The sequence below is a fragment of the Ruegeria sp. D4 genome (assembly GCF_056534475.1).
In genome coordinates, this window is sequence record NZ_JBQFPJ010000013.1 from 107364 (window position 1) to 130371 (window position 23008).

At 57.9% G+C, this 23008-nt stretch carries 26 protein-coding genes; 12 read left to right on the forward strand and 14 right to left on the reverse strand.

Annotated features, from left to right (window positions below; all coding sequences use genetic code 11):
- Nucleotides 1-95: 95 nt before the first annotated feature.
- Genes ACR0MI_RS16905 through glmM form a run of 3 tightly spaced genes read left to right on the forward strand, consistent with a single transcriptional unit; the run spans nt 96 to nt 3391 of the window.
- Nucleotides 96-1016: a dihydroneopterin aldolase gene (locus tag ACR0MI_RS16905; RefSeq protein ID WP_170616451.1), complete on the forward strand. Its 921-nt coding sequence runs from the start codon at nt 96-98 to the stop codon at nt 1014-1016.
- Complete coding sequence (folP, locus tag ACR0MI_RS16910; RefSeq protein WP_170619756.1) at nt 1013-2011, forward strand: dihydropteroate synthase; 999 nt, start codon at nt 1013-1015, stop codon at nt 2009-2011. Before ACR0MI_RS16905 ends, folP begins: the two co-directional genes overlap by 4 nt.
- 36 nt (nt 2012-2047) lie before the next feature.
- The gene (glmM, locus tag ACR0MI_RS16915; protein ID WP_170817276.1) at nt 2048-3391 is read left to right on the forward strand and encodes a phosphoglucosamine mutase; all 1344 of its coding nucleotides are present in this window, start codon (nt 2048-2050) and stop codon (nt 3389-3391) included.
- Here the strand turns inward: glmM and ACR0MI_RS16920 are convergent.
- Nucleotides 3388-4290 carry a DMT family transporter gene (locus ACR0MI_RS16920; RefSeq protein WP_170616445.1) on the reverse strand — a complete coding sequence of 301 codons (903 nt, stop codon included), beginning with the start codon at nt 4288-4290 and terminating at the stop codon, nt 3388-3390. The genes glmM and ACR0MI_RS16920 overlap by 4 nt on opposite strands.
- A 79-nt stretch (nt 4291-4369) precedes the next feature.
- Between ACR0MI_RS16920 and ACR0MI_RS16925 the strand changes: the two genes are divergently transcribed.
- Nucleotides 4370-4684, forward strand: a complete 315-nt coding sequence (locus ACR0MI_RS16925) for a metalloregulator ArsR/SmtB family transcription factor (RefSeq protein ID WP_170616443.1) — start codon at nt 4370-4372, stop codon at nt 4682-4684.
- Nucleotides 4677-5132 (forward strand): SRPBCC domain-containing protein, encoded by a 456-nt coding sequence (locus ACR0MI_RS16930; protein ID WP_170616441.1) that lies wholly within the window; start codon nt 4677-4679, stop codon nt 5130-5132. The genes ACR0MI_RS16925 and ACR0MI_RS16930 overlap by 8 nt, the downstream gene beginning before the upstream one ends.
- 45 nt (nt 5133-5177) lie before the next feature.
- On the opposite strand, the gene ilvC is transcribed toward ACR0MI_RS16930, so the two are convergent.
- A complete protein-coding gene (gene ilvC, locus ACR0MI_RS16935; protein WP_170616439.1) occupies nt 5178-6200 on the reverse strand; it encodes a ketol-acid reductoisomerase in 1023 nt (340 codons plus the stop codon).
- 131 nt (nt 6201-6331) lie between these two features.
- Between ilvC and ACR0MI_RS16940 the strand changes: the two genes are divergently transcribed.
- A complete protein-coding gene (locus ACR0MI_RS16940) occupies nt 6332-6787 on the forward strand; it encodes an Lrp/AsnC family transcriptional regulator (protein WP_170616437.1) in 456 nt (151 codons plus the stop codon).
- On the forward strand, nt 6784-7242 hold the full coding sequence (locus tag ACR0MI_RS16945; protein WP_170616435.1) for an Lrp/AsnC family transcriptional regulator: 459 nt from the start codon (nt 6784-6786) through the stop codon (nt 7240-7242). The genes ACR0MI_RS16940 and ACR0MI_RS16945 overlap by 4 nt, the downstream gene beginning before the upstream one ends.
- A gap of 1 nt (nt 7243) precedes the next feature.
- Here the strand turns inward: ACR0MI_RS16945 and ACR0MI_RS16950 are convergent, their stop codons facing one another.
- Nucleotides 7244-7945 (reverse strand): GntR family transcriptional regulator, encoded by a 702-nt coding sequence (locus ACR0MI_RS16950; RefSeq protein ID WP_170616433.1) that lies wholly within the window; start codon nt 7943-7945, stop codon nt 7244-7246.
- Nucleotides 7946-8179: 234 nt separating this feature from the next.
- On the opposite strand from ACR0MI_RS16950, the gene ACR0MI_RS16955 reads away from it, so the two are divergent.
- Complete coding sequence (locus tag ACR0MI_RS16955; protein ID WP_170616431.1) at nt 8180-9307, forward strand: aminotransferase class V-fold PLP-dependent enzyme; 1128 nt, start codon at nt 8180-8182, stop codon at nt 9305-9307.
- 15 nt (nt 9308-9322) lie between these two features.
- Here ACR0MI_RS16955 and ACR0MI_RS16960 read toward each other — a convergent pair whose 3' ends face one another.
- From ACR0MI_RS16960 to ACR0MI_RS16970, 3 genes are all read right to left on the reverse strand, one after another.
- Nucleotides 9323-10519 carry a UbiH/UbiF family hydroxylase gene (locus ACR0MI_RS16960; protein ID WP_170817275.1) on the reverse strand — a complete coding sequence of 399 codons (1197 nt, stop codon included), beginning with the start codon at nt 10517-10519 and terminating at the stop codon, nt 9323-9325.
- Nucleotides 10520-10593: 74 nt separating this feature from the next.
- Complete coding sequence (locus ACR0MI_RS16965) at nt 10594-10842, reverse strand: hypothetical protein (RefSeq protein WP_170616427.1); 249 nt, start codon at nt 10840-10842, stop codon at nt 10594-10596.
- Nucleotides 10843-10929: 87 nt separating this feature from the next.
- On the reverse strand, nt 10930-11574 hold the full coding sequence (locus ACR0MI_RS16970; RefSeq protein WP_170616425.1) for a pyrimidine 5'-nucleotidase: 645 nt from the start codon (nt 11572-11574) through the stop codon (nt 10930-10932).
- A 100-nt stretch (nt 11575-11674) separates the two neighbouring features.
- Here ACR0MI_RS16970 and ACR0MI_RS16975 point away from each other — a divergent pair, with 100 nt between their 5' ends.
- Nucleotides 11675-12322, forward strand: coding sequence for a GntR family transcriptional regulator (locus tag ACR0MI_RS16975; protein ID WP_170616423.1), 648 nt, complete (start codon nt 11675-11677; stop codon nt 12320-12322).
- A gap of 2 nt (nt 12323-12324) precedes the next feature.
- On the opposite strand, the gene ACR0MI_RS16980 is transcribed toward ACR0MI_RS16975, so the two are convergent.
- Entirely contained in the window at nt 12325-14205 is a 1881-nt protein-coding gene (locus ACR0MI_RS16980) for a glycosyltransferase (protein WP_170619757.1), read from the reverse strand.
- Between the two features lie 80 nt (nt 14206-14285).
- Nucleotides 14286-15452 carry a glutamine-hydrolyzing carbamoyl-phosphate synthase small subunit gene (gene carA / locus ACR0MI_RS16985; RefSeq protein ID WP_170616419.1) on the reverse strand — a complete coding sequence of 389 codons (1167 nt, stop codon included), beginning with the start codon at nt 15450-15452 and terminating at the stop codon, nt 14286-14288.
- 183 nt (nt 15453-15635) lie between these two features.
- Here carA and ACR0MI_RS16990 point away from each other — a divergent pair, with 183 nt between their 5' ends.
- On the forward strand, nt 15636-16115 hold the full coding sequence (locus tag ACR0MI_RS16990) for a GatB/YqeY domain-containing protein (RefSeq protein ID WP_480854960.1): 480 nt from the start codon (nt 15636-15638) through the stop codon (nt 16113-16115).
- 16 nt (nt 16116-16131) lie between these two features.
- On the opposite strand, the gene ACR0MI_RS16995 is transcribed toward ACR0MI_RS16990, so the two are convergent.
- The 3 genes from ACR0MI_RS16995 to ctaD form a co-directional block, all read right to left on the reverse strand.
- Nucleotides 16132-16635 carry a DUF2244 domain-containing protein gene (locus ACR0MI_RS16995; RefSeq protein WP_170616673.1) on the reverse strand — a complete coding sequence of 168 codons (504 nt, stop codon included), beginning with the start codon at nt 16633-16635 and terminating at the stop codon, nt 16132-16134.
- 45 nt (nt 16636-16680) lie between these two features.
- Nucleotides 16681-17280 (reverse strand): 2-hydroxychromene-2-carboxylate isomerase, encoded by a 600-nt coding sequence (locus tag ACR0MI_RS17000; RefSeq protein ID WP_170616415.1) that lies wholly within the window; start codon nt 17278-17280, stop codon nt 16681-16683.
- A 144-nt stretch (nt 17281-17424) separates the two neighbouring features.
- Entirely contained in the window at nt 17425-19083 is a 1659-nt protein-coding gene (ctaD, locus tag ACR0MI_RS17005) for a cytochrome c oxidase subunit I (RefSeq protein WP_170616413.1), read from the reverse strand.
- 288 nt (nt 19084-19371) lie between these two features.
- Between ctaD and ACR0MI_RS17010 the strand changes: the two genes are divergently transcribed.
- Nucleotides 19372-19791, forward strand: a complete 420-nt coding sequence (locus ACR0MI_RS17010; RefSeq protein ID WP_170616411.1) for an HIT family protein — start codon at nt 19372-19374, stop codon at nt 19789-19791.
- Between the two features lie 2 nt (nt 19792-19793).
- On the opposite strand, the gene ACR0MI_RS17015 is transcribed toward ACR0MI_RS17010, so the two are convergent.
- Nucleotides 19794-20207, reverse strand: a complete 414-nt coding sequence (locus ACR0MI_RS17015; RefSeq protein WP_170616409.1) for a MerR family transcriptional regulator — start codon at nt 20205-20207, stop codon at nt 19794-19796.
- 80 nt (nt 20208-20287) lie between these two features.
- Between ACR0MI_RS17015 and ACR0MI_RS17020 the strand changes: the two genes are divergently transcribed.
- Complete coding sequence (locus ACR0MI_RS17020) at nt 20288-21220, forward strand: cation diffusion facilitator family transporter (protein WP_170616407.1); 933 nt, start codon at nt 20288-20290, stop codon at nt 21218-21220.
- A gap of 308 nt (nt 21221-21528) precedes the next feature.
- Here the strand turns inward: ACR0MI_RS17020 and lipB are convergent, their stop codons facing one another.
- Both lipB and ACR0MI_RS17030 read right to left on the reverse strand, forming a co-directional pair.
- Nucleotides 21529-22185 carry a lipoyl(octanoyl) transferase LipB gene (gene lipB / locus ACR0MI_RS17025; protein WP_170616405.1) on the reverse strand — a complete coding sequence of 219 codons (657 nt, stop codon included), beginning with the start codon at nt 22183-22185 and terminating at the stop codon, nt 21529-21531.
- 39 nt (nt 22186-22224) lie between these two features.
- Nucleotides 22225-22884: a DsbA family oxidoreductase gene (locus ACR0MI_RS17030; RefSeq protein WP_170616403.1), complete on the reverse strand. Its 660-nt coding sequence runs from the start codon at nt 22882-22884 to the stop codon at nt 22225-22227.
- Between the last annotated feature and the right edge of the window lie 124 nt (nt 22885-23008).

Genomic DNA, 23008 nt, shown 5'->3' on the forward strand with positions numbered 1-23008 from the left:
TAGGCGGTTGGAATGGCGTTTGTATGAATGTTATAGGCCTGCGCACCGCCTATGATAGGCAACCTGCACTGCCCGAGCCCGAAAAGGCCATACCCATGAGTTCTGAAATCCGCCTTGCCTTTGCGCACCCGTCCGAACGCTCGGAAGCGACAGCGTCCCGGGGTCCTCTGGACCGTATTTCACTGCGCGATCATATCGTCGAAGTGGAAATCGGCGCATTTCAGGCCGAGCGGGGAACAACGCAGCGCATCTGTTTCAACATCGTGGTCGAAGTGCGCCCGATCAGCGATCCGATTGATGATGATGTAGACCGTATATTGTCCTACGACCGCGTCACAGAAGCCATTGCATTTGAACTGGCTGCTGAGCGGTTGAACCTTCTGGAAACTTTGGCCGACCGGATCGCCGAGCGTATCTTGCTTGAACCTCAGGCTGTAAGAGCTTTTGTCAGAATAGAAAAGCTGGACCGGGGTCCAGGTGCTTTGGGCGTCGAGATCGTTCGCGGCAAGGACACGGCCCATCATGACCTGATTGAAGAAGAGCGGCCGCATCCACGTCTGGTTTATTTGTCGAACGAGGCGATGCAGTCGAAAAATCTGACCGGATGGATCGATCAGCTTGAAAGCCGTCAGCGCCCTCTGATCCTGTGTGTCGGGGCATCGGACCTGACTGTTCCAAAAACCGGTCATGCAATGACACAACGTCGGATCGACCTGCTGGCCATTGAACAAAATGCATGGGTATTGGCGGCGCGCGATCACCGGTGCGTGGTGATTTCAACGCGGACAGAGCTGGATTGGGCCATGAAGAACGGCCAGATTTGTGTCTGGGCGCCGTCCAAGATCGTTCTGGATGCGGTGGATGGCCCGTCAGCGGCGCCGTCCGATTCGGTTGCGTTGGCAGCTTGGTTCGCGGCAACATTCGAAGCCAGCGAGATGTTGGTCATAGGCGGCGATCTTCCAGAGGCTCCCAAAACTCCCCTGCGGGCGGTGCCGGTGGATCAGGCCAAACTGTGACCGGGTATTTTCGTCCTCTTGTACAGCACGGACCGACGCGCCCGGCCCACGCGGTGTCGTTGGCTGGGCAGGATTTGTGGTTCACCCATGCGGAAAAACTGACACGCGACGGCGACCCGGTTTTGGTCGCCGTGAACGACATCCCGGAAGAAGTGATCAGCCGCCTGACCCGTAAAAGGGCGGCAGTTGCAGGTCTGGACATGGCGGTCCCGCAGATCATGGGCATTTTGAACGCAACGCCCGACAGCTTCTCGGACGGAGGTCTGCACAATTCGGTCGAAGCCGCTGTGTCTGCGGCCAAATCCATGGTCACGCATGGCGCCAGCATTCTGGACATCGGTGGGGAATCCACCCGCCCGGGTGCCCCATATGTTCCGGAAGCTGAAGAGATCGAGCGGACGCGCCCGCTGATTTCCGCGATCTGCGCGGAAACGGATGCTTTGGTTTCAATCGATACGCGCAAGGCCAGCGTCGCCGAAGCCGCCTGGGCAGCCGGGGCTGGACTGATCAACGACGTTTCAGGGTTTACCTTTGATCCGGATCTGGCCCCGTTTTGTGCCCGGGTCGCTGCCCCGGTCTGCCTCATGCACATGCAGGGTGATCCCGCGACGATGCAGGATGACCCGCAATATGATGACGTCCTGCTGGATGTATACGATTTCCTCAATGGACAGATCGAACACCTTGAGGGCCTTGGCCTGAACCGGGACCAGATCATTGCCGATCCGGGCATTGGGTTCGGCAAAACCGAGGCTCATAACTTGACCCTGTTGCGGAACCTCAGCCTGTTTCACGGGTTGGGTTGCCCGATCCTGTTGGGCGTGTCGCGCAAGGGATTCATCGGTCAGATCGGCAAGGAACCGCGCAAGGATGCGCGTGCGCCAGGATCAATTGCTGTTGCGTTGGCCGGATTGTCGCAAGGTGTGCAGATCATTCGGGTCCATGATGTGGCCGAGACGGCTCAGGCCTTGCGCTTGTGGACTGCCGTCCGGTAATCCGGTCCCAAGGCTGGAATTTTGGAGAAAACACCGATGCGCAAATTGTTCGGAACCGACGGGGTGCGGGGCACTGCCAACACGCCTCCGATGACGGCGGAAATGGCTTTGCGCATTGGTGCGGCAGTCGGGCGATATTTCCGGCGCGACGCCTCCGGCGTGCACCGCGTGGTCATCGGCAAGGATACGCGCCTTTCGGGCTATATGCTGGAAAACGCGCTGACGGCAGGTTTGACTTCGACCGGTATGAACGTGTTGCTGCTGGGCCCGGTGCCAACGCCTGCGGTGGGTCTGATGACCCGGTCGATGCGCGCTGATCTGGGTGTGATGATTTCTGCCAGCCACAACCCGGCTGAAGACAATGGGATCAAGTTTTTTGGCCCCGACGGCTTCAAGCTGTCGGATCAGGCAGAAATGGATATCGAAGACCTGATTGAACAAGGCGTCCACCCCGCCAAGGCCCAGAATATTGGCAGGGCGCGTCGCGTGGATGATGCGCGGTTCCGCTATGGCGAGCGTGTGAAATCCTCGTTGCCACGTGAATTGCGGCTCGATGGTCTGAAAGTTGTGATCGACTGCGCCAATGGCGCTGCGCACCGCACCGCCCCGGAGGTTCTGTGGGAGTTGGGTGCCGAGGTCATTCCGATTGGCATCGCGCCCAACGGCAAGAACATCAACCTCAACTGCGGGTCGACCAAACCGCAAATGGCGGCGGAAACCGTGGTTGCCCACGGTGCCGATGTAGGGATTTGCCTGGACGGTGACGCTGACCGGGTCGTGATTGTCGATGAACAGGGGCAGGTTGCCGATGGCGATCAGTTGATGGCGCTGCTCGCCAGCAGCTGGGCCCGTGCTGATCGGCTGACCGGCGGGGCGTTGGTGGCAACGGTCATGTCCAACCTCGGGCTCGAGCGGCACCTGGCTGCGCGGGGGCTGCGACTAGAACGCACTGCGGTAGGCGACCGCTATGTTGTCGAACGCATGCGCGAAGGCGGGTTCAATCTGGGCGGCGAGCAGTCGGGTCATATCGTGATGACAGACTACGCAACCACCGGGGACGGGCTGATGGCAGGGCTGCATTTCCTGGCGGAAATGGTTCGGGCTGGCCGCAGCGCCTCTGAGATCTCGCAGCAGTTTGAGAAAGTTCCGCAATTGCTGAAAAACGTCCGCTACGAAGTTGGCCAACATCCCCTGGAAGCTCAGAACGTCAAGACGGCGATTGCCGATGCCGAAGCGCGATTGAACGGACAAGGGCGTTTGTTGATTCGCATGTCCGGGACTGAGCCGCTGATCCGTGTCATGGCCGAATGCGAAGATGATACCCTGTTGAATCAAGTCGTTGACGGCATCGTCTCCGAGGTCGAGGCGGCGGCTGGCTAGCGTCTGAAAAGCAGTTTCTGCAGGCTGAACCATTGGCTGATGGCCAGCCCCGTCAGGATCATTGCCAGCGCCAGATAGAACCGGAAAGGCAGCGCCTCGGACAGGATCCAGGCGCCAAACACCATTGACCAGATTGGAACCTGATAGTTCACCAGGGTCAGGAAAACGGATCCGGCGCTGCGAATGATGGAAACCCGCAGGAGCGTTGCAAAGGCAGTGGGGAACAGGCCCAGCACGATGATGGCAAGACCGGGCCGGGTGCCTTCCCAACGGGGAATACCTTCGTAAACCAACATGATCGGCAGCAACAGCACAGCACCGACCACAAGCGTCAAGGCGGCCAGGACAACCGGATCAACGGGCGGGCAGCGGCGGGTGAAGATCGAGGCCAGGGCGTAGGACAATGCCGCACCGACGCAGGCCAGTTGAGCCAAGGGTTCAGCCCCCGACCCCAATTGTGCAAGACCTGGCCCGATCAGTATCAGCGCACCGGTGAACCCAAGGGTTACGCCGAACAGTCTGCGCGCGTTCATCGGTTCATCGGAAAAGAAATGGGCAAGCGGCAAAACCATCAACGGGATTGCGGCCATGGAAAGCCCGGCAAAGGCTGACGGAACAAATTGCTGTCCCCAGCTTAGCAGGACAAAGGGCAGGGCCGTCGACAGGATGCCGATGATTATGATCGACCACCAGAGTGCCGGGTTGCCAGTGGGAATTTTTCGGCCCGTCGCCGCCATCATCAACAGCAAAGTCAGTGCACCCAGTGTCGTTCGGGCGGTTGCCACGGTGATCGGGCCGTAGCCTTCCAGGGCCATGGCAACGACCATGAAAGTGCCGCCCCAGATCAGGCCAAGCGTTACAACGCCGCTCCAGTCGCGTGAATTGGGGCTCTCTACCATGGCTTCCCCTTATCTTGCGCATCCGGGGATGTCACGCCGCCATATTTGACAGTCGGTAAGCTTTCACTTACGGTAAGTGATGGCTAACCAATATGTATTCTCTGCTTTAAGTGATCCCACCCGGCGACAATTGTTCGAAGCGATTGCAATCAAGCCGCAGGCAGTTGGGGATTTGGCTGAAAACATGCCTGTCAGTCGTCCTGCCGTGTCCCAGCATCTTCGGGTTCTAACCGATGCGGGTCTCGTGGTGTGCCGTGCCGAAGGGACCCGGCGGATATATGCTGCCCGCCCCGAGGGGCTTGCCGAGTTGCGGGATTGGCTGGATCGGTATTGGTCCGAAGTGCTGGAAAGTTATGCGGCCGAATTTAACGAAAGCGGACAGAACAATGACTGATCCCATCGTCAAAACGGTGATTGTAAATGCGACGCGTGAACAGGCATTTGATGTTTTTGTGAACCGGATTGCAAAATGGTGGCCGCTGCATGGCCATGCCGTGTCCGCCGCACACGGTAAACCGGCACTTGCTGTCTCGATCGAGCCGTTTGTAGGTGGCGCGATTTACGAAACAATGTTTGACGGCACACGTTCGGACTGGGGAGAGGTTCTGTTGTTTGCGCCCGGGCAAAAGGTGGCGTTTACCTGGCATCCCGGAACAGACGAAAAGCGTTCCACCCTGGTGACAGTCGAATTCGAAGACCACGAGCTGGGGCAAACAAAGGTAGTCCTTACCCATTCCGGCTGGCAGGCCTGGGCAACCGAAGCACCGGACAAACGCGGCAGTTACGACGGTGGCTGGGATTACGTTCTGGGCGAGTGCTATCGAAATGCGGTTGCAAACTGAAAAGGGCGGCCACCGGGGCCGCCCTTGTGCTGACAGAAGTCAGGCTCAGTTCTTTTCCTGATCGACCAGTTTGCCGGCCGAGATCCAAGGCATCATGTCGCGCAGTTTCTTACCGACCTGCTCGATCTGATGTTCATCGTTGTGACGGCGGGCCGCTTTGATGGTCGGTTGGCCAACAGCGTTTTCCAGCATGAAATCACGCACGAACTTACCGGTCTGGATATCCGACAGAGTCTCTTTCATCGCCTTCTTGGTCTGCTCATAGGGCAGGATCCGCGGGCCGGTGACATATTGGCCATACTCGGCGGTGTTCGAGATCGAGTAATCCATGTTCGCGATGCCGCCTTCATAGATCAGGTCAACGATCAGCTTGGTTTCGTGCAGACACTCGAAATAAGCCATTTCCGGTGCATAACCTGCCTCGACCAGAGTCTCAAAGCCGCAGCGGATCAGTTCGACGATGCCGCCGCACAGAACGGCCTGCTCGCCGAACAGGTCGGTTTCGCACTCTTCGCGGAAGTTGGTCTCGATGATGCCCGAGCGGCCGCCACCGATGGCCGAGCAATAGGACAGACCGATTTCCAGCGCCTTGCCGGTGGCGTCGTTGTTCACGGCGACCAGACAGGGCACGCCGCCGCCTTTGACATATTCGCCACGCACGGTGTGTCCGGGGCCCTTGGGGGCCATCATGATGACGTCGACGCCTTCTTTCGGCTCGATCAGGCCAAAGTGAACGTTCAGACCATGGGCAAAGGCAATGGCCGCGCCGGGCTTGATATTGTCATGCACATATTTCTTGTAGGTTTCGGCCTGCAGCTCGTCGGGCATGGTGAACATGATGACGTCGCACCATGCGGCGGCTTCGGCAATGCCCATCACCTGCAGACCTTCGGCTTCGGCTTTCTTGGCCGAGGGCGAGCCTTCGCGCAGGGCAATGACCAGGTTCTTGGCACCCGAGTCGCGCAGGTTCAGCGCGTGTGCGTGTCCCTGGCTGCCATAGCCCAGGATAGCCACTTTCTTGTCTTTGATCAGGTTGATGTCGCAATCGCGATCGTAATAGACACGCATTTTGCCGGTCCTTTCAGTTTCGATTGCGGTGGTTCTATCTGCCCGTCGGCGCAATGGCGATAGTAATGGGGTTGAGTATTTGAAAAAAAGATGAAGAATAATTCGCAAAACATCTATATTGTGAAAAAATCATGCTTGACGATACTGACCGTCGCATCCTGCGTCATTTCCAGGCCGATCCGAGCCTGACCACAGCCGAACTCGCCGAGCGGTGCAGGATCAGTGCAGGGGTGTGCTGGCGGCGGATTGAAAAGATGCAGGCCGCAGGAATCATTCAGGGGCAGGAGGCCGTGATCGACTGGGTCGCGCTTGGGTATGCGGTTGAGGTTTCGCTGCGGATTACGCTGGACAAGACACAGCCACGTGCCTTTGACGAGTTCACCGCAGCTGCGCGCAAAGTGGCCGAAGTGATCGAGATTCAGACCTTCCTTGGGCGGGTCGACGTGCGCTTGTCCGTTTTGGCGCGGGATATGTCCCACTACCAGCAAGTATATCGTGACCGCATTCTGACGTTGCCGCACATCGCTGACATCGAAGCGCTGATGCATATTGCCCGGGTGAAACGGGACGAGGTGCTGCCGGTATGACGGAACTGGACGAAACCGACCGCAAGATATTGCGTGCGTTGGCGCAAGACGCGGCGCAAAGCGCGGGCGCGCTGGGGCGACGGTTTGGCCTTTCGCAACCGGCAACCTGGCGGCGTATCCGCAGGCTTGAGGAGGAAGGTATCATCAAGGGGCGCCGGCTACGGTTGAACGCTGAGGCCTTGGGGTTTGGGGTGACGGTGTTTCTGGGTGTGAAACTGGCGCGCAAAGGGCAGGTCAGCCTTGAGGATTTCGAACGTGCCGTAAGCGCCATTCCCGAGGTTCAGACGGTCGAGCATGTGCTGGGTCTTTATGACTACCGACTTCGGGTCGTCGCGCGGGATCTGTCGGACTTTGAACGCGTCCTGCGGCGGCGCATCATGACATTGCCTGGGGCCGGTGACGTCGAGGCCAACGTGCTGCTGAGTGAAGAGCGTCTTCCGGGCCCGATCGGATAGGTCAGTATTTTGAGCGGATGCAGAAACCCGGGTGATGCGTCATGCGGGCAAACGCCATCGGCTCTCCGTCTTTCCAGGTTGTACGCTCAAGCTGAATCATTGAGGTACCGGTCGTGGTCCCCATGAATTCGGCCAGTCGCCCGTCAGCGGAAACGGCACAGAACGCGATTTCGGCTTCGGTAAAGGGTGCGGTCTTCAGCAACCATTCATGCGGCCCGTTTTGGTTCAGATCGGCGTGTTCCACATCCGGAACGGCCTCGATATTGATCCAGCGTTCTTCTAACTGAAAGGGGCGGTTGTCCGCGTAGTGCATGCAGATGATATGAAGGACACGCGCTTCCGGCGAAACACTCAGTTGCGATGCCAGCCAGCCAGGGCTGGGCACGACGCTTCGTTCGACCAGAGCATACCGATAGGTGGCATTCTGGTTTTCCACTGTCTGGCGCGCTAGCGAAATTTCCAGCTTGGCATGTTTGCTGGGTTCTTTTTTGACCCGTGTCCCGCTTTTCCGCTTTCTTTCGACATAGCCTTGTTCGGCCAGTTCCCGAAGGGCCCGGTTTACGGTCGCGCGGGCGCAATTGAACTCTTCGGCCAGCTGCGTCTCGGTCGGCAGCAAAGATCCCTGCGGCCAGATACGGGCTTCGATCCTTCTTTTGACTTCGTCGCGAACTACCTGAAAACTTATCCGTTTTTGCCCTGTCACCTGCGAAATTACCTTTCTTGTACAAAGTGTATGTATCTGGTCAGAAACACGTCAAAGTGTAAAGTAGGGGTGACCCTAATTGGCGTCATTTGTGCCTTGATCGGGCCGTGCGAGACGCAAAAAACAATCTGAAGAGAAAGGTTCCGTTGCGTCAACATGTGACGTGCGTAAGGTGCTTTACGAAATTCGCCAAAAGGTTCAGAACTTCAGGAACCTCTCAGGAAAGGAACAATCATGCCCGCGTTGCTGGACAGTGTTGACCCAAACGGTCTCGAAGAATTCTCGGTGGTATTTACGGACCGATCCCTAAACCACATGTCGGCATCCTTTCAGCAGGTGATGCGCGATATCTCGGATATGTTGAAACAGGTCTATAACGCTGACGGTGTCGCGGTGATCCCTGGGGGCGGAACCTATGCTATGGAGGCCGTTGCCCGCCAGTTTGCACAGAACGCCAATGTTCTGGTGGTTCGCAATGGTTGGTTTTCGTACCGCTGGAGCCAGATCATCGAAACCGGTGGATTGACGGCCTCGGCCACTGTGATGAAAGCGCGCCAGACCGGAAATACCAGCCCGTCGCCCTTTGCACCGGCCCCGATTGACGAGGTCGTGACGACCATTCGTGAACAACGTCCGAATGTCGTGTTCGCGCCGCATGTGGAAACCGCTGCAGGTGTGATTCTGCCTGACGACTATGTGGCGGCCATGGCTGCAGCCGCGCACGAAGTCGGCGCGCTGATGGTATTGGACTGCATCGCTTCGGGGTGCGCCTGGATCGACATGAAGGCAACCGGTGTTGATGTTCTGATTTCCGCGCCACAGAAGGGATGGAGCGCGTCGCCATGCGCCGGTTTGGTCATGTTGTCCGAACAGGCCGAAGCGCGACTTGAGCAAACGACGTCGGACAGTTTTGCTATCGATCTGAAAAAGTGGCGCCAGATAATGCAGGCTTACGAAAATGGCGGTCACGCCTATCACGCCACGATGCCAACGGATGCGCTTCGTGCGTTTCGTGAAACAATGATTGAAACCCGTGATTATGGTTTCGAAAAGCTGCGTGATGCGCAATGGGCGCTGGGGAATGGTGTGCGGGCGATTCTGAAGGACAAGGGAATTGTCTCGGTGGCCGCCGACGGATTTGGCGCGCCCGGTGTTGTCGTCAGTTATACATCGGATCCCGATGTTCAGAACGGCAAGAAATTCGCAGCGCTGGGTATGCAGATCGCGGCGGGCGTGCCGCTGCAATGCGACGAACCTGAAGGGTTCAGCACGTTCCGCCTTGGTCTGTTTGGGCTGGACAAGCTGTATGACGTGGACGGTACCATCCAACGTCTGAAACGGGTTCTGGATCAGGTGATTTGAGCCGGAGACCGGGCCTCAGCGCATGCCGAGGCCCATCTGCATAAGCGTTTTGCGCACCGGCGCCAGTGAATAAAGGGCATTCAGGCTCATTGCGCGGGCGTCACGCAATGGGCGCGCTTCGATCATGGAGGCGCGGTTCAGCAGGTCGATTCCTTTGACACGCAATTCGATCTCGGTGTGGCGCGCTTTGTGGTAGGCCGCCAGCATCTGGGCATCACCCAGCCCGTCCGGTCGCGCCTGCGCCAGATCCAGCAGGCACCGCAGATCCCCCAGCGACATGTTCAGACCTTGCGCCCCGATCGGCGGAACCACATGTGCGGCCTCGGCCATCAGGGCGAGTCTTTCACCGGACAGATGCTCGGCCGATTGACTGATGATCGGCCAGATCGTGCGACGCGACGCTAACTTGAGCGGTCCGAAGAGTTCGCAGGATCGACGGGTCATGGCTGCCTCGAAATCCGGGGCGTCGAGCTTCATGAGCTCGACCGCACGAGGACCACGTTCCATCCAGACAATCGCAGAGGACGGCTGACCCTGCCAGTCGGGCAATGGAACCAAAGTGAATGGCCCGCCGGACCGGTGGATTTCGGTTGATACGTTTTCGTGCGGGATTGGGTGCGTGACCGCAAAAGCCAGCGCTTTCTGACCATAGCGTGTTGTCCGGACGCCGATACCAGCAGCTTCGCGCATGGGTGAATTGCGCCCGTCTGCCGCGATCACAAGTCGGCAGCGAACCCGGGCGCCGTCACTAAGCCCGACGCGGGCTTCGGCGGTGCGGGTAAACAGACTGGTGGTGCCGGTTCCGGGCCTGAAATCCAAATTGGGCAACTCGGCCAGCCGCGCCACCATTTCCCGGCGCAGCAGCCAGTTGGGAAGGTTCCAGGCGAAAGGCTGGTCGGAAATGTCCGAGGCATCAAAGTCGCGAACGACACGCGGTTCAGGCACGTCACCGCCGGCATCCACGATGCGCATGATCTGCAAAGGGGCGGCGTGCGCATCCAGACGTTGCCACAGCCCGCATTGTTCCAGCAAAACCCGGGCGGGTTGCAGAAACGCCGTTGTTCGAAGATCTGACCCTTCAATGTTGCGCTCGGTCACGGGCGGGGCAGGGTCGACGCAGATTACTTCAAATCCGGCTGCCCCAAAGGCAGCGGCGGCGGTCAGACCGGCGATACCGCCACCTGATATCAGGATGTCACAACTGTCAGTCATCGCGAAATTCTCCGTTGTCCGCAGACCCTAGTGGTGTTGCGGCCCGGGCGCCAAGTGACATCCTGTCCCGGTTCCTAACCCCGCGAAATCAGCAACAGGATCAGGAACATCACCGGCACCATCGCAAGTGCGGGCAGATACAGGCCGGGAAGACCGAACAGAAGGATGGAACATCCCCACATGCTGACGATGGCGGCGGCGGTATAGCCCAGATCCTCGGGCGCGCCGTCTTTCACATCGCGGGCCATCCATCCAAACAAGGGAATGGCAAACAACAGGCGCTGCCACACAGGAAGGCGCGGGGACATTTCGATCGCGCTCATTGGAGATCTCCGTTCTGTTCGTCGCTAAGGCGGATATAGGAACGATGATGCAGGTGCAGAATGAGCAGATCGTCGCAGGTTGCCCTGTCAGACCAGGCGTCCGAGAAACTGGGTCAGATCGTCTGTATGGTGGTGGATATGCTCCGCAGTGTGCGGTTCAGGTGCCACATGGACCGTGCGCATTCCCATCTCGTGCGGGGCTGCCAGATTGCGCGGGTCGTCCTCGAACATCGCGGCCTGTTCGGCGCGAATGCCGTCTCGCGCGAAAATCGCCTCGAACGCGGCTTTTTCCGGTTTTGGGCGGTATCCGGCGTGTTCGACGCCATAGACCGCATCAAACAACCCGCTCAGACCGCGTGCCGCCAGAACGCGTTCCGCATAGGGCGCACTGCCATTGGTATAGACGATGCGGCGACCGGGTAGAGAGCGGATATGGGCGGCCAGTTCCGCGTCCGGATCCATATGACTCATGTCCACCTGATGGACCGCATGCAGATATGGATCAGGGTCCAGGTCGTGCTCGGCCATCAACCCGGCCAGCGTAGTGCCGTACCGGCGCCAGTATTCTGACCGCAAACGATCCGCCTCGGCCTGGTCCACACCCAGAGTGCGCACGACATAATCCGTCATCAGCACCTCGATCTGATCGAACAGGCGCATATGGGGCGGATACAGCGTATTGTCGAGATCGAACACCCACTGGGTGACATGAGCAAATGCAGGTTTGACCATGGTTATGGTTTAGGGTCCGGTGCTGCGGATTTCAATGCTTCACTTGATTGGAAGGCCAAGTGGCGGATAGACATGACCGAACGAGGAGACGAAAGACAAAATGAGCCAGACCCGCCAACCCAACAAAGATGCCTACAGCCTGATTCTCGAAGCCATTGATGTTGGCGTGTACAAGCCCGGCGATCGGCTTGTCGAAAGCGAACTGGCGGAACGTTTTGGCGTATCGCGCACCCCGATTCGCGAAGCGTTGCAGCGACTGGAAACACAATCCCTGCTGGAAAGGGACGGGCGATCACTTATCGTGGCATCGTTGGATCACAACCAGATGGCTGAATTGTACGTCGTGCGCCGCGAACTCGAGGCGTTGGCAGCCCGTCTAGCCGCCAAACACGCAACGGAAGAGGAAATTAAAGTTCTTCAGGACATGGTTCTGGCAGATGACGAACTGGTCGATGATCCGACGGCCCTGTCGCGTGCCAACCGTCGGTTTCACGAACAGATTCATTTGGCGTCGCACAACCGATATCTGGTTCAGCAACTGGATCTGGTGCATCGCACGATGGCCCTAATGGCCACGACATCGCTTGCCGTGCAGGGCCGGGGTGAAATCGCCCAGAATGAACACAAGGGAATTGTCGAAGCGATCGCGGCACGTGATGAAGATGCTGCAAGTCAGGCGTTGCGGGAACACATCTCGATCGCGTTCATGACCCGCCTCAAACAGGATGCGGTCCGGCGCGAGTCCTGAACTCAGGAGGGCAGCTGTTCCTCGGCCGCTTGTCCGTGTTGGGTCTTGTCCCAAAAAAATGGGTTCCAGATCAGCTCCCATAGCGCTTTGTAGGCCGCCAGAACGCCCAACGGGTAATACAGGATCATCGTCGGCACCCAAGGCAGCAGGAAACGCCTTTCCCTTGCTGCGACGGCGACAAGCCCGACCATGACGTTGGTCAGTTCGGCTGCAAGAAACAGGCTGAAAAGGGCTGTGACACCTTCTTGCGTCAGCCCCTGCGGCAGCGGTACGGATATACCCATCGCCAACAGCCAGAACACCCAAAGGACAGGGGCAAGAAGGAATTGCCCCAAAGTTCCCAGAAAAAACGCCTGAACGCCCAAAAAGCGAAGCAATCCCAGATCCCGCAACAAACCAACCGGTGTGCGCATGTGGACCAGATAGGTCACCATGAAACCCTTGAGCCAGCGCGAGCGTTGTTTGACCCAGGGCCAGGTCCGAAAGTTCGCCTCTTCAAAGGTTGTTGTGTCCACCATCTCGGTCCGATACCCGGCGCGGTACAACCGGACACCCAGATCGGCGTCTTCGGTGACATTGTGCGCGTCCCAGGCGCCCAACTCCTCCAGTTTGTCCCGGCGAAAAAAGAAGGTGGTGCCGCCCAGCGGGACCACAAGGCCCAATCGGGCAATACCGGGCAGGATTACCCTGAACCAGCTGTTGTATTCGATTGTAAAGCAGCGTGATCTCCAACTGGTGCGCGGGTTGTAGTAATCCAGCACGCCCTGCAGACATACGACATCGGGCGGCGCATGTTGAAAGTGATCCACCACGCGTTCGATCTGATCCGGTTGCGGCGCATCCTCGGCATCCCAAACCCCGATCAAATCGCCGCGGCAGAAATCTAGGGCGTAGTTCATCGCGCGGGGTTTGGTGGTCAAGCCGTTCAATTCCGGGACTTCCACGGTGCGCATCCAACTGGGCAGATCAACGTGTGACAGTGTTTCGCGGGTAACGGCGTCGTCTTCTTCGAGCACCAGAATAACGTCCAACAGTGCTTTGGGGTATGTCAGCCGCCGCAGTCGTTGGATCAGCGCGTCGGCAATCTCGGTTTCTTTGTATAAAGGCACCATGATCGACACATAGGGCTGGCGAGTGCGTGACACCCTGGGTCCTTCCTGTTCCGATGTCCGAGCTGTCTTTGACGTCAAGAAGGCCAGCAACCCGGACAATCTCAGGACCCAGAACAGGAACAACGTGCAGACCGCCGCAAACACCAGAACGGACCAACCGATCGTTGGGATTGCGATCATTGTCGCCAACAGGGCGATTGCGCCTGCGACTGGTCCGGTGCGTGCCCGGGCTGTCCAGGTGCGGCAACTGTGCAGCGGGTCCACACGGGTTTCGGCCGCCCGGGCCAGATCTCGTGAGAATAGTCGGGATATCGCCGTGCCAATCTGATCTGGTGCCGCCAGAACGGGAATCACTGTATATCGGCTTGCCTCAAATTCTGCTGCAATGGCATCGAAATGGTCTGGCCGGGCAGTGGCAACCAGAAGGATCGGACCCAGTCTGACCCACGGTATGACATGGTTCTTAAGCCAGAAGGACGCAGGTTTCAGATCGACCAGATCAGGGGATGGCGGCGTTTCTTCCAGATCCGCGATTTGCAGGCCTGTTTGTTTGGACAAGGCCAGCAAGACATCCTGCCGGCTGACGCAGCCCTCGCTCACCAATATCTCGCCCAAGGGGGCCTGCTGTCGTGATTGGAGCAGCAATGCGTGATCCAGTTGCGCGCGGGTGATCAGGCCGCGTTCCATCAAATAGAGGCCGAGAGGTTTGCGCAGCCCCAGTGCCGGTACCGGTTCTGCCGGAGCAAGTTGCTGTAAGTTCAGTTCGACCATTAATAAACCCTGACGCGATTACGCACGTCAGGGTTGCTTCAACATAGTTAATGGCCGGTTAATCCGGCAAAGGCAGGCGGCTAAGCCTTTTCTTTTCGCGCGGCCATTGCATCCGCAAAGCGTTCGAACAGGTAGAAACTGTCCTGCGGCCCCGGCGATGCTTCGGGGTGATGCTGCACTGAATAGACCGGGCGGTCCGTCATGCGAATACCGCAGTTCGAGCCGTCAAACAGCGACCGGTGGGTTTCAATGACGCCATCGGGCAGGGATTGAGCGTCAACGGCGAAACCGTGGTTCATCGAGGTGATTTCGACCTTGCCGGTTTCCATGTCCTTGACCGGGTGGTTTGCGCCATGATGACCGTGGTTCATCTTGACGGTTTGACCGCCAAGCGCCAGCGCCAACATCTGATGGCCCAGACAAATGCCAAAGATGGGCAGGTCCGTGGTCTCGAGCACTTCTTTGATCATGGGAACAGCATATTCGCCGGTGGCGGCGGGATCGCCCGGACCGTTGGACAAGAAGACGCCATCCGGATCGTGTGCAAGAACCTCGGCAGCGGTTGCCGTCGCGGGCAGAACGGTCACGTCACATCCGGCCGAAGCCAGACAGCGCAGGATGTTTCGCTTGGCGCCATAGTCCAGCGCCACGACTTTGTGCACGGGGGCTGTCTGGCGTGAGTAACCGTCGGGCCAGGCCCAGCGCATTTCGTCCCAGCGATAGCTTTGCGCGCAGGTCACATCCTTGGCCAGGTCCATGCCCTCCAGACCGGCAAACCCACGGGCTGCGGCGACCAGAGCCTCGATATCGAAATTACCGTCCGGATCGTGGGCCAGCGCCACATGAGGCGCACCTTGCTGCCGAATGGCACGGGTCAGTCGCCGGGTGTCAATGCCGCCAATCGCAATTCGCCCGCGTTGCGTCAGCCAGGTCTTAAGCTCGTCTGCGGCACGCCAGTTCGAAGGCTCGGTCGGGTCCCATTTGACCACCATTCCTGCCGCAACCGGATCGCCGGTCTCGTCATCCTCGGGGTTCACACCGACATTCCCAATATGAGGGAATGTGAAGGTCACGATCTGTCCCGCATATGAGGGGTCGGTCATGATTTCCTGATAACCGGTCATGGCGGTGTTAAAACACAGCTCGGCTTCGGTCTGGCCGGTGGCGCCAAAGCCTGTGCCGTAGAACAATGTTCCGTCGGCCAAAGCCAGACATGCGGTGGGCTTGGACGGGGCGTTCTGGGCCATGGCGCGACTCTCCTGCAGGGTAAATCGGCGCATTCCTAAGGGGGTTGGGCCGCTGGGTCAAGTCTGTTCAATTTTTGGGCAATCATTTAATATCAATGACTTAGATATATTAGACCCCGGTTGTGTCGCGCTTTTTGTTTCGATATGGTCGGGGTTCCTTCATCTTGGGGATGGATTGAGCAGATGGATATGCGATCAAGGGTGAATGCAGCCCTGAAGCAAGCAATGAAAGACAAGGAGGCCGAACGTCTATCGACGCTGCGGCTGATCAACGCGGCGATCAAGGACCGCGACATCGCAACACGGGGTTCGGACAACGAAGAAGCAAAAGGTTGCGGTGATGCCGAGGTACTTGAAATCCTTGGTAAAATGACCAAGCAGCGCAAGGAAAGCGCACGCGCCTATGAAGAGGGCGGGCGCTTGGATCTGGCAGAACGCGAGCTGCGCGAAGTTGATGTGATCGAGGAATTTCTTCCAAAGCAGCTGGATGATGACGAAGTGAACCAGGCCATTCTGACCGCGATCACCGCGACAGGTGCCGGTTCGATCCGTGATATGGGCAAGGTGATGGGCGAACTCAAAACCCGCTATACCGGCCAGTTGGATTTCGGCAAGGTCGGACCGATGGTCAAGGATCAGCTTTGCGCGGCCAGCAACAGCTGACCTGTCACTTCGACATTTACTGCACCAATTGCTGCGCGACAGGTTCGCGCAGTTTTTGTATCAGATCGTCATAAAGCGCGATGCGCTCTTCCTCGGACAGAAATGAACCGATTTCAACCTGGCGGCCGTCGCCGGTCAGGGTGACGTAATGTGGAACAGGCCCGCCGCGTTGGTGCATTTCAGGCCGAGCCCAATATCGGTTGCACGTCCATTCCTGACGACCGGTTCGGGGGTGGTGGTGCACCAGCCGGGCCTGGCTGCCGCTCAGCGTCAGAACCTCAAAGACGCTGCGGGCGCGGTAGTTTGTCTGAATGGCCAGCCACAGGCCCAGAACGCTGAGTAGCATGAAAGGAAGCAGCCCCCACAGCAGCACCGACCCCAACACCGCCAGCATCGGGATAAGCCCGAAGGCAAACACCAACAGGATGAACCGCATCGCCCATCGGGGCGGCAGCGAATTATGCGGCCAAAGGCGCAATTCCTGCTCTGTGTCTGATGTCTGCGTCCATTGATAAGGCATGGTGAAAAAATAGCGCATCGACACCCGGAGTCGATGGCCAAAAGATCAGATCACGTGGCCGACACGCGCCCACGACAATGCATCATCCAGCCGGTCATCGCCCCAAAACACCTCACCGCGCACGACGAGGCTCGGGGCGCCAAATACGCCCAGCTGGGTGGCGTTCTTGGTCTCGGATACCAGCGCCTCCGAGATTTCCGGACTGCGCGCGCGGGACAGTGCAAGGCGCGGATCCTGCTGACATCTGAACAGGGCCTCGGACAGGGCAGTTTCGCTGCCTGCTTCGACGCCATCTTCAAACCAGATGCGATAGAGGTTCTGGGTAAAGTCCTTGCCCCAGCCCTCGCGCATGCCCAGAAGGGCGACCTGATTGGCAAGGGCAAGATCGGAAATCGGGTAAGGGGCAGGCAGCTTGGCATGAAGCCGGTACTTTGCCGCGCGCCGTCCGATATCCCGCCACATGTAGGCTGACTTTGTGGGTTTTCCGGCAAATGGAATGTTTTGTTGTTCGGACATGATGGTTCGCACGTTGAACGGTTTCCAATGTACTGTCGCATCATGTTCTGCACACCATTCATCCAGACGCATCACCGTCAGAAAACTGTATGTGCTACCTATTGAGAACCAGAAATCAATCTCGGGCATTGCGTACCTCCGGATTGCCGGATGACCAACCGCAAACAGAATAGCCGATTTTTGGCCTTCTGGCGATATTCCCGAAATGTCCGAAGGTTTCAAAAGAAAAGCCCCGCCGAAATTGGCGGGGCTTCTAAGTCGTGCTTTCAGGGATTAGTGGGCGTGGCCCTTGTCCCAGACTTCCTGCTTGGGCAGCTGCTCGAACGTGTGCTCGGGCGGCGGCGTCGGCAGGGTCCATTCCAGCGTATCCGCGTATTCGTTCCACGGGTTCGGACGTGTCTCTTTCGCGCCACGTAGCAGGGCGTAGATGACAATGCCGAAGAACAGCAGGAACGAGGCGAACGAGATGAACGCGCCAATCGACGATACGAAGTTCCACTGGGCAAATGCCTCGGGGTAGTCGATGTAGCGGCGCGGCATGCCTTGACGGCCCAGGAAGTGCTGCGGGAAGAAGGTCAGGTTGGCGCCAATGAAGAACATCCAGAAGTGAACCTTACCCCAGAACTCGGAGTACTGACGGCCCGTCATCTTGCTGAAGTAGAAGTAGACACCGGCAAAGATCGCGAACACGGCACCCAGCGACATCACATAGTGGAAGTGCGCCACAACGTAGTAGGTGTCGTGATAGGCACGGTCCACACCCGCCTGTGACAATACAACGCCGGTCACACCGCCGACGGTGAACAGGAACAGAAAGCCGAAGGCGAACAGCATCGGTGTCTTGAACTCGATGGAACCGCCCCACATCGTCGCAATCCACGAGAAGACCTTAACGCCTGTCGGAACCGCGATGACCATCGTGGCAAGCATGAAGTAGGCCTGCTGACGCAGCGACATGCCAACGGTGTACATGTGGTGCGCCCAAACGACGAAACCCAGAACACCAATCGCGATGATCGCCCAAACCATCGGCAGGTAGCCGAAGATCGGTTTGCGCGAGAAGGTCGCAATGACATGACTGATGATGCCAAAACCAGGCAGGATCACGATGTACACTTCCGGGTGTCCAAAGAACCACAGGATGTGCTGATACAGGATCGGGTCACCGCCACCGGCCGGATCAAAGAAGGTGAAGCCAAAGTTGCGGTCCATCAACAACATGGTGATCGCGCCTGCCAGAACCGGCAGCGACAGCAGAATCAGCCATGCAGTGACGAATATCGACCAGCTGAACAGCGGCACCTTGAACAGGGTCATGCCCGGGGCGCGCATGTTCAGGAAGGTGGTGATCATGTTGATCGCGCCGAGGATCGAGGAGGCGCCCGATACGTGCACGGCGAAGATCGCAAGGTCCATGGACATGCCGCCCTCGGTCGTCGACAGCGGCGGATACAGAACCCAGCCCACGCCCGAACCGGCCTGATCGTTGCCGCCCGGAGCCAGAAGCGAAGCCACACCGAGCGAGGTACCCGCGACGTACAGCCAGAAGGACAGGTTGTTCATCCGCGGGAAGGCCATGTCCGGTGCACCGATCTGCAACGGCATGAAATAGTTGCCAAATCCGCCAAACAGGGCGGGGATGACCACGAAGAACATCATCAGAACACCGTGATAGGTGATCATCACGTTCCATAGGTGTCCGTTGGGTGTGCACGGGTCGGCCATGAAGCCTTCCAGGCACATGTACTGAACACCGGGGTGCATCAGTTCAAGCCGCATGTAGACGGTCATCAGAACCGAGATCAGACCGGCCAGGGCCGAAACGATCAGGTAGAGAATCCCGATGTCCTTGTGGTTGGTCGACATGAACCAGCGGGTAAAGAAACCGCGATTGTCTTCATGCTCGTGACCATGAATGGCTGCGTCTGCCATTTAGGTGCCTCCTGTTACAACACTACCGCGCAGTCGGACCTCTCCAACGCGCGGGATTCCTGCTGGTTTTAGATTGCGAGGGGACGACCTTCAATGGTCGAGTTTGATCTGGATCAAGATTAATTGTCGCGGGCAGGAGGCTTCCACGACATTTTTGACCCGGTGGTGCCTGCTATTTGGCTATTGCAGTACGGTTTTCAAGAGGTGCGCCCGGTTCCCGTTTCCGTGCTTGACCCCTGGCAAGTTGGATCGCAGAACGGGTAGCAGTACCAAATCGGGAGAAATGCCATGACGGGCTACGACAATGACAACATCTTCGCCAAGATCCTGCGTGGTGAAATCCCAGCGACCCGTGTTTACGAAGACGATGACACGCTTGCCTTCATGGATATTATGCCACGCTCGGACGGTCATCTTCTGGTCATACCCAAAACACCGTGCCGAAACGTTCTGGATGCCTCACCCGAGCAACTGGCTGCTGCAATGGCGACCGTGCAGAAAATGGCGAGGGCGGTAAAGGCGGCCTTTGACGCGGACGGCGTCACTATTCAGCAGTTCAACGAAGCCGCAGGCGGACAGGAGGTTTTCCACCTGCATTTCCATGTCCTGCCTCGGCACGAGGGCGTTTCGATGCGCCCGCCGGGAAATATGGGTGATTTCGACCTCATCGCCCAACATGCCGAGAAAATTCGCGCATCTCTGACCTGACTCTAATGCGCCCCATCGCAGGTGTCATGATCCCCGAATGCATGCAGAACGGCACAGACATGATCATGATGCCCGTCACATGCTTTGGTGATGCGGGCCAGTTCTTTTTCCAGCCGGGCCAGACGTGCGATCCGGTCGCGGATGTCAGCCAGTTGACGCTCGGCGATGTCATGCGCGCGGTTCAGGTCATCCCCTTGCGCGCCTTCCAGGGTCAGTAGAGCTTCGACTTCGGCAAGGGGCAGCCCAAGATCGCGCGTGTGGCGGATGAACTGCAAGCGCCGCAGCGCAGCCGCATCATACCGCCGCTGGTTCCCGGCTGTGCGCGCAGGTTTGGGCAACAGCCCTTTTTCTTCGTAAAATCGGATGGTGGGAACCTTGACCCCAGTATGACGGGACAAATCACCGATTGAGTACATTTTATTGGCCTGCCACTTGAACCTCTAGTTACTAGAGGAATTACATTGCTTTAAGAACCGAAACAACAGGCGCTCTTTACATGGCACATCAGCACTCGCACTCTGGTCACAGCCACCATCATCACATCGACCCAAAGGCCGGAGATGCCCGTGTCGCCTGGGCAATCGCCGTCAATTTGTTCCTTACACTGGCGCAGATTGTCGGCGGCATTCTGTCCGGCTCGCTCGCGCTGATCGCCGATGCGCTGCACAACCTGTCGGATGCCGCAGCGCTGGTCATCGCCTTTTTCGCCCGCAAGATCGCACGGCGACCCGCCGACCCGCGCATGAGTTTCGGGTATGGCCGGGCCGAGGTCGTGGCAGCGCTGATCAACTACACAACGTTGATCGTGCTGTCCGTCTACTTGATGTACGAAGGTGTCACGCGGTTCATCCAGCCGGAACCGGTCAATGGCTGGATTGTCGTCTGGATTGCCGGGATTGCTTTGGTCGTCGACCTCATCACTGCGGCACTGACCTACTCAATGGCCAAGGAGAGTATGAATATCCGGGCGGCCTTCCTGCACAACGTGGCAGACGTGCTGGGGTCTGTTGCCGTGATTATCGCCGGAACATCGGTCATTGTGTTTGATTGGACATGGGTCGATCCCGCAGTCACGATCATGATCTCGGTCTACATCCTTTGGCATGTCAAAGGTGAGATCGGTGAAACGATCCGGGTTCTCATGCTGGGGGCGCCCCCCGATCTGGAGCCGGAACAGGTTGCCACGGCCATCGAAGAAGTCGAAGGCGTAACCGCCGTACACCACGTGCATATCTGGAGCATGCAGGAGCGCGAACCGGCGCTGACCGCACATGTCATTGTAGACGAGGCGTCCTGGTCCGACGCCGGGGCCGTCAGATCAAGGATCAGGCAGAGCCTGAAAAACCGATTTGGGATTACGCACGCAACGCTGGAGTTGGAGCGAACTGACCAATGCTGTCCCGCATCTTCCCGCTTTGGACATCAGTGAAACATGCGTTTAATGAGAATTGCCGTTCCGATTTGGGGTCGGAACGGCAGACTCGTAACCAAACACATATTCGGATTCTCCGGGCAAGCCCGTGATCACCGGTTAACATACCACTCACTTTAGAACGGTGAACTCATACTACTCGTTAACGTCTTCTTTGTATCGGCCAGAATTAAACTTTGCATAAATATCACCGGAAATGTGGGTAATAATAGTTAATGAACCCACTGACCGGGAAACAGATGCCAGAGGAGTCGGTGATTGTTACTGCATGTTGGGCAATAGGCGCCTTGCCACCGGCCGATCGGTCAGGAATCACCCGCGGAAAAAGCGTCGTCAAAGGTTCTCTGGAGGGCAGAATCCACATCCGCCAGTGTCACCGGCAGCCCCAGATCGACAAGGGATGTCACCCCATATTCGGTGATGCCGCACGGTACGATGCCCGTAAAATGATCAAGATCAGGTTCGACATTGATCGAAATTCCATGAAAACTGACCCATTTCCGCAGGCGTAGCCCAATGGCCGCAATTTTGTCTTCGGCAGGCTGGCCCGTAACGATAAGCGGCTTGTCATCCCGCCGCACCCAGACGCCGACACGACCGTCGCGGATCTCTCCGCGGACGTTGAACTCGGCAAGTGCTGAAATCACCCAGTTTTCCAGCTGTTTCACAAACCTGCGCACATCCCGGCCACGCTTGTTGAGATCCAGCATGACATAGGCCACACGCTGGCCTGGTCCGTGATAGGTGTATTCGCCGCCGCGTTTGCTTTGGTAAACAGGAAACCGTTCCGGATCGGTCAGATCCTCAATACGCGCGGATGTCCCCGCCGTGTAAAGCGGGGGATGTTCCAGCAACCAGATACACTCCTGCGCGTCGCCCGAGGCGATCGCGGCCACGCGCGCCTCCATGAAGGCCACGGCGTCTTCGTATTCGGTCAGCCCTTCGGTGATCTTCCATTCCATACCGGCCTCTTATCCTGCACTGGGGTCAGGGAAAAGGGGTCAGGCGGCTTCGGACAGGCATCGCTGCAATACCTGAGCATACGTGTCCTGACCCTGAGCGCCGGTCAGCATGTACTTGCCCCCAAACACCATAGCCGGAACACCTGAAATACCCCGGCTTGTCCAGAATTGCTGCTTTTCTCGCACGGCAGCCGCGTGGGTGCCGCCAGCCAGTGCGTCCCGTGCCGCGTCAGGGTTCAAACCTGCCGCTCGCACTACCTGCATCAATACATCAATGTCCGAGACATCCTGCTGTTGCGTGAAATAGGCATCAAACAAAGCCAGTTTCAGCGGATGCTGACGCCCCTCATGTTCTGCCCAATCCAGCAATTGGTGTGCGGCAAATGTATTCACGATCCGGCTGTCATCGTTGAAGTTGAAGGTAAACCCAAGCTCAGCCCCCAGCGCTGTCAGCCGTTCGCGTACCTGCTGGCTTTGTTCACGTGTCGAGCCGTATTTTTCGACAATATGCTCTCTCAGGTTCTGACCTTCCGGCGGCATGGCGGGGTTCAGCTCAAACGGATGCCACCGAAGACGGGCAAGCACACCTGTTTGTTGCAAAGCAAGATCAAGCTGACGAAATCCCACAATACACCATGGGCATACCACATCCGAAATGATGTCGATCTGAACAACGGGACGGGGATCGGATGTTGTCATCGAGAGCTCCTGCGCGGGAATCCTGTAGTCGGTTTGGTTGATTAGATAAGCAGAGGGCAGGGGATTTCAAACAGGTGTCTTTTGCCTCTTCACAACGTCTTCATCAGCGTCTATACGCCCTCTA

Excerpts from the sequence above, each read along its gene's own strand:
- ACR0MI_RS16905 (WP_170616451.1), top strand. The coding sequence starts at position 96 with ATGAGTTCTGAAATCCGCCTTGCCTTTGCGCACCCGTCCGAACGCTCG.
- glmM (WP_170817276.1), top strand. The coding sequence starts at position 2,048 with ATGCGCAAATTGTTCGGAACCGACGGGGTGCGGGGCACTGCCAACACG.
- ACR0MI_RS16920 (WP_170616445.1), bottom strand. The coding sequence starts at position 4,290 with ATGGTAGAGAGCCCCAATTCACGCGACTGGAGCGGCGTTGTAACGCTT.
- ACR0MI_RS16925 (WP_170616443.1), top strand. The coding sequence starts at position 4,370 with ATGGCTAACCAATATGTATTCTCTGCTTTAAGTGATCCCACCCGGCGA.
- ACR0MI_RS16930 (WP_170616441.1), top strand. The coding sequence starts at position 4,677 with ATGACTGATCCCATCGTCAAAACGGTGATTGTAAATGCGACGCGTGAA.
- ilvC (WP_170616439.1), bottom strand. The coding sequence starts at position 6,200 with ATGCGTGTCTATTACGATCGCGATTGCGACATCAACCTGATCAAAGAC.
- ACR0MI_RS16940 (WP_170616437.1), top strand. The coding sequence starts at position 6,332 with ATGCTTGACGATACTGACCGTCGCATCCTGCGTCATTTCCAGGCCGAT.
- ACR0MI_RS16945 (WP_170616435.1), top strand. The coding sequence starts at position 6,784 with ATGACGGAACTGGACGAAACCGACCGCAAGATATTGCGTGCGTTGGCG.
- ACR0MI_RS16955 (WP_170616431.1), top strand. The coding sequence starts at position 8,180 with ATGCCCGCGTTGCTGGACAGTGTTGACCCAAACGGTCTCGAAGAATTC.
- ACR0MI_RS16960 (WP_170817275.1), bottom strand. The coding sequence starts at position 10,519 with ATGACTGACAGTTGTGACATCCTGATATCAGGTGGCGGTATCGCCGGT.
- ACR0MI_RS16965 (WP_170616427.1), bottom strand. The coding sequence starts at position 10,842 with ATGAGCGCGATCGAAATGTCCCCGCGCCTTCCTGTGTGGCAGCGCCTG.
- ACR0MI_RS16970 (WP_170616425.1), bottom strand. The coding sequence starts at position 11,574 with ATGGTCAAACCTGCATTTGCTCATGTCACCCAGTGGGTGTTCGATCTC.
- ACR0MI_RS16975 (WP_170616423.1), top strand. The coding sequence starts at position 11,675 with ATGAGCCAGACCCGCCAACCCAACAAAGATGCCTACAGCCTGATTCTC.
- ACR0MI_RS16980 (WP_170619757.1), bottom strand. The coding sequence starts at position 14,205 with ATGGTCGAACTGAACTTACAGCAACTTGCTCCGGCAGAACCGGTACCG.
- carA (WP_170616419.1), bottom strand. The coding sequence starts at position 15,452 with ATGGCCCAGAACGCCCCGTCCAAGCCCACCGCATGTCTGGCTTTGGCC.
- ACR0MI_RS16990 (WP_480854960.1), top strand. The coding sequence starts at position 15,636 with ATGGATATGCGATCAAGGGTGAATGCAGCCCTGAAGCAAGCAATGAAA.
- ACR0MI_RS16995 (WP_170616673.1), bottom strand. The coding sequence starts at position 16,635 with ATGCCTTATCAATGGACGCAGACATCAGACACAGAGCAGGAATTGCGC.
- ACR0MI_RS17000 (WP_170616415.1), bottom strand. The coding sequence starts at position 17,280 with ATGCCCGAGATTGATTTCTGGTTCTCAATAGGTAGCACATACAGTTTT.
- ctaD (WP_170616413.1), bottom strand. The coding sequence starts at position 19,083 with ATGGCAGACGCAGCCATTCATGGTCACGAGCATGAAGACAATCGCGGT.
- ACR0MI_RS17010 (WP_170616411.1), top strand. The coding sequence starts at position 19,372 with ATGACGGGCTACGACAATGACAACATCTTCGCCAAGATCCTGCGTGGT.
- ACR0MI_RS17015 (WP_170616409.1), bottom strand. The coding sequence starts at position 20,207 with ATGTACTCAATCGGTGATTTGTCCCGTCATACTGGGGTCAAGGTTCCC.
- ACR0MI_RS17020 (WP_170616407.1), top strand. The coding sequence starts at position 20,288 with ATGGCACATCAGCACTCGCACTCTGGTCACAGCCACCATCATCACATC.
- lipB (WP_170616405.1), bottom strand. The coding sequence starts at position 22,185 with ATGGAATGGAAGATCACCGAAGGGCTGACCGAATACGAAGACGCCGTG.
- ACR0MI_RS17030 (WP_170616403.1), bottom strand. The coding sequence starts at position 22,884 with ATGACAACATCCGATCCCCGTCCCGTTGTTCAGATCGACATCATTTCG.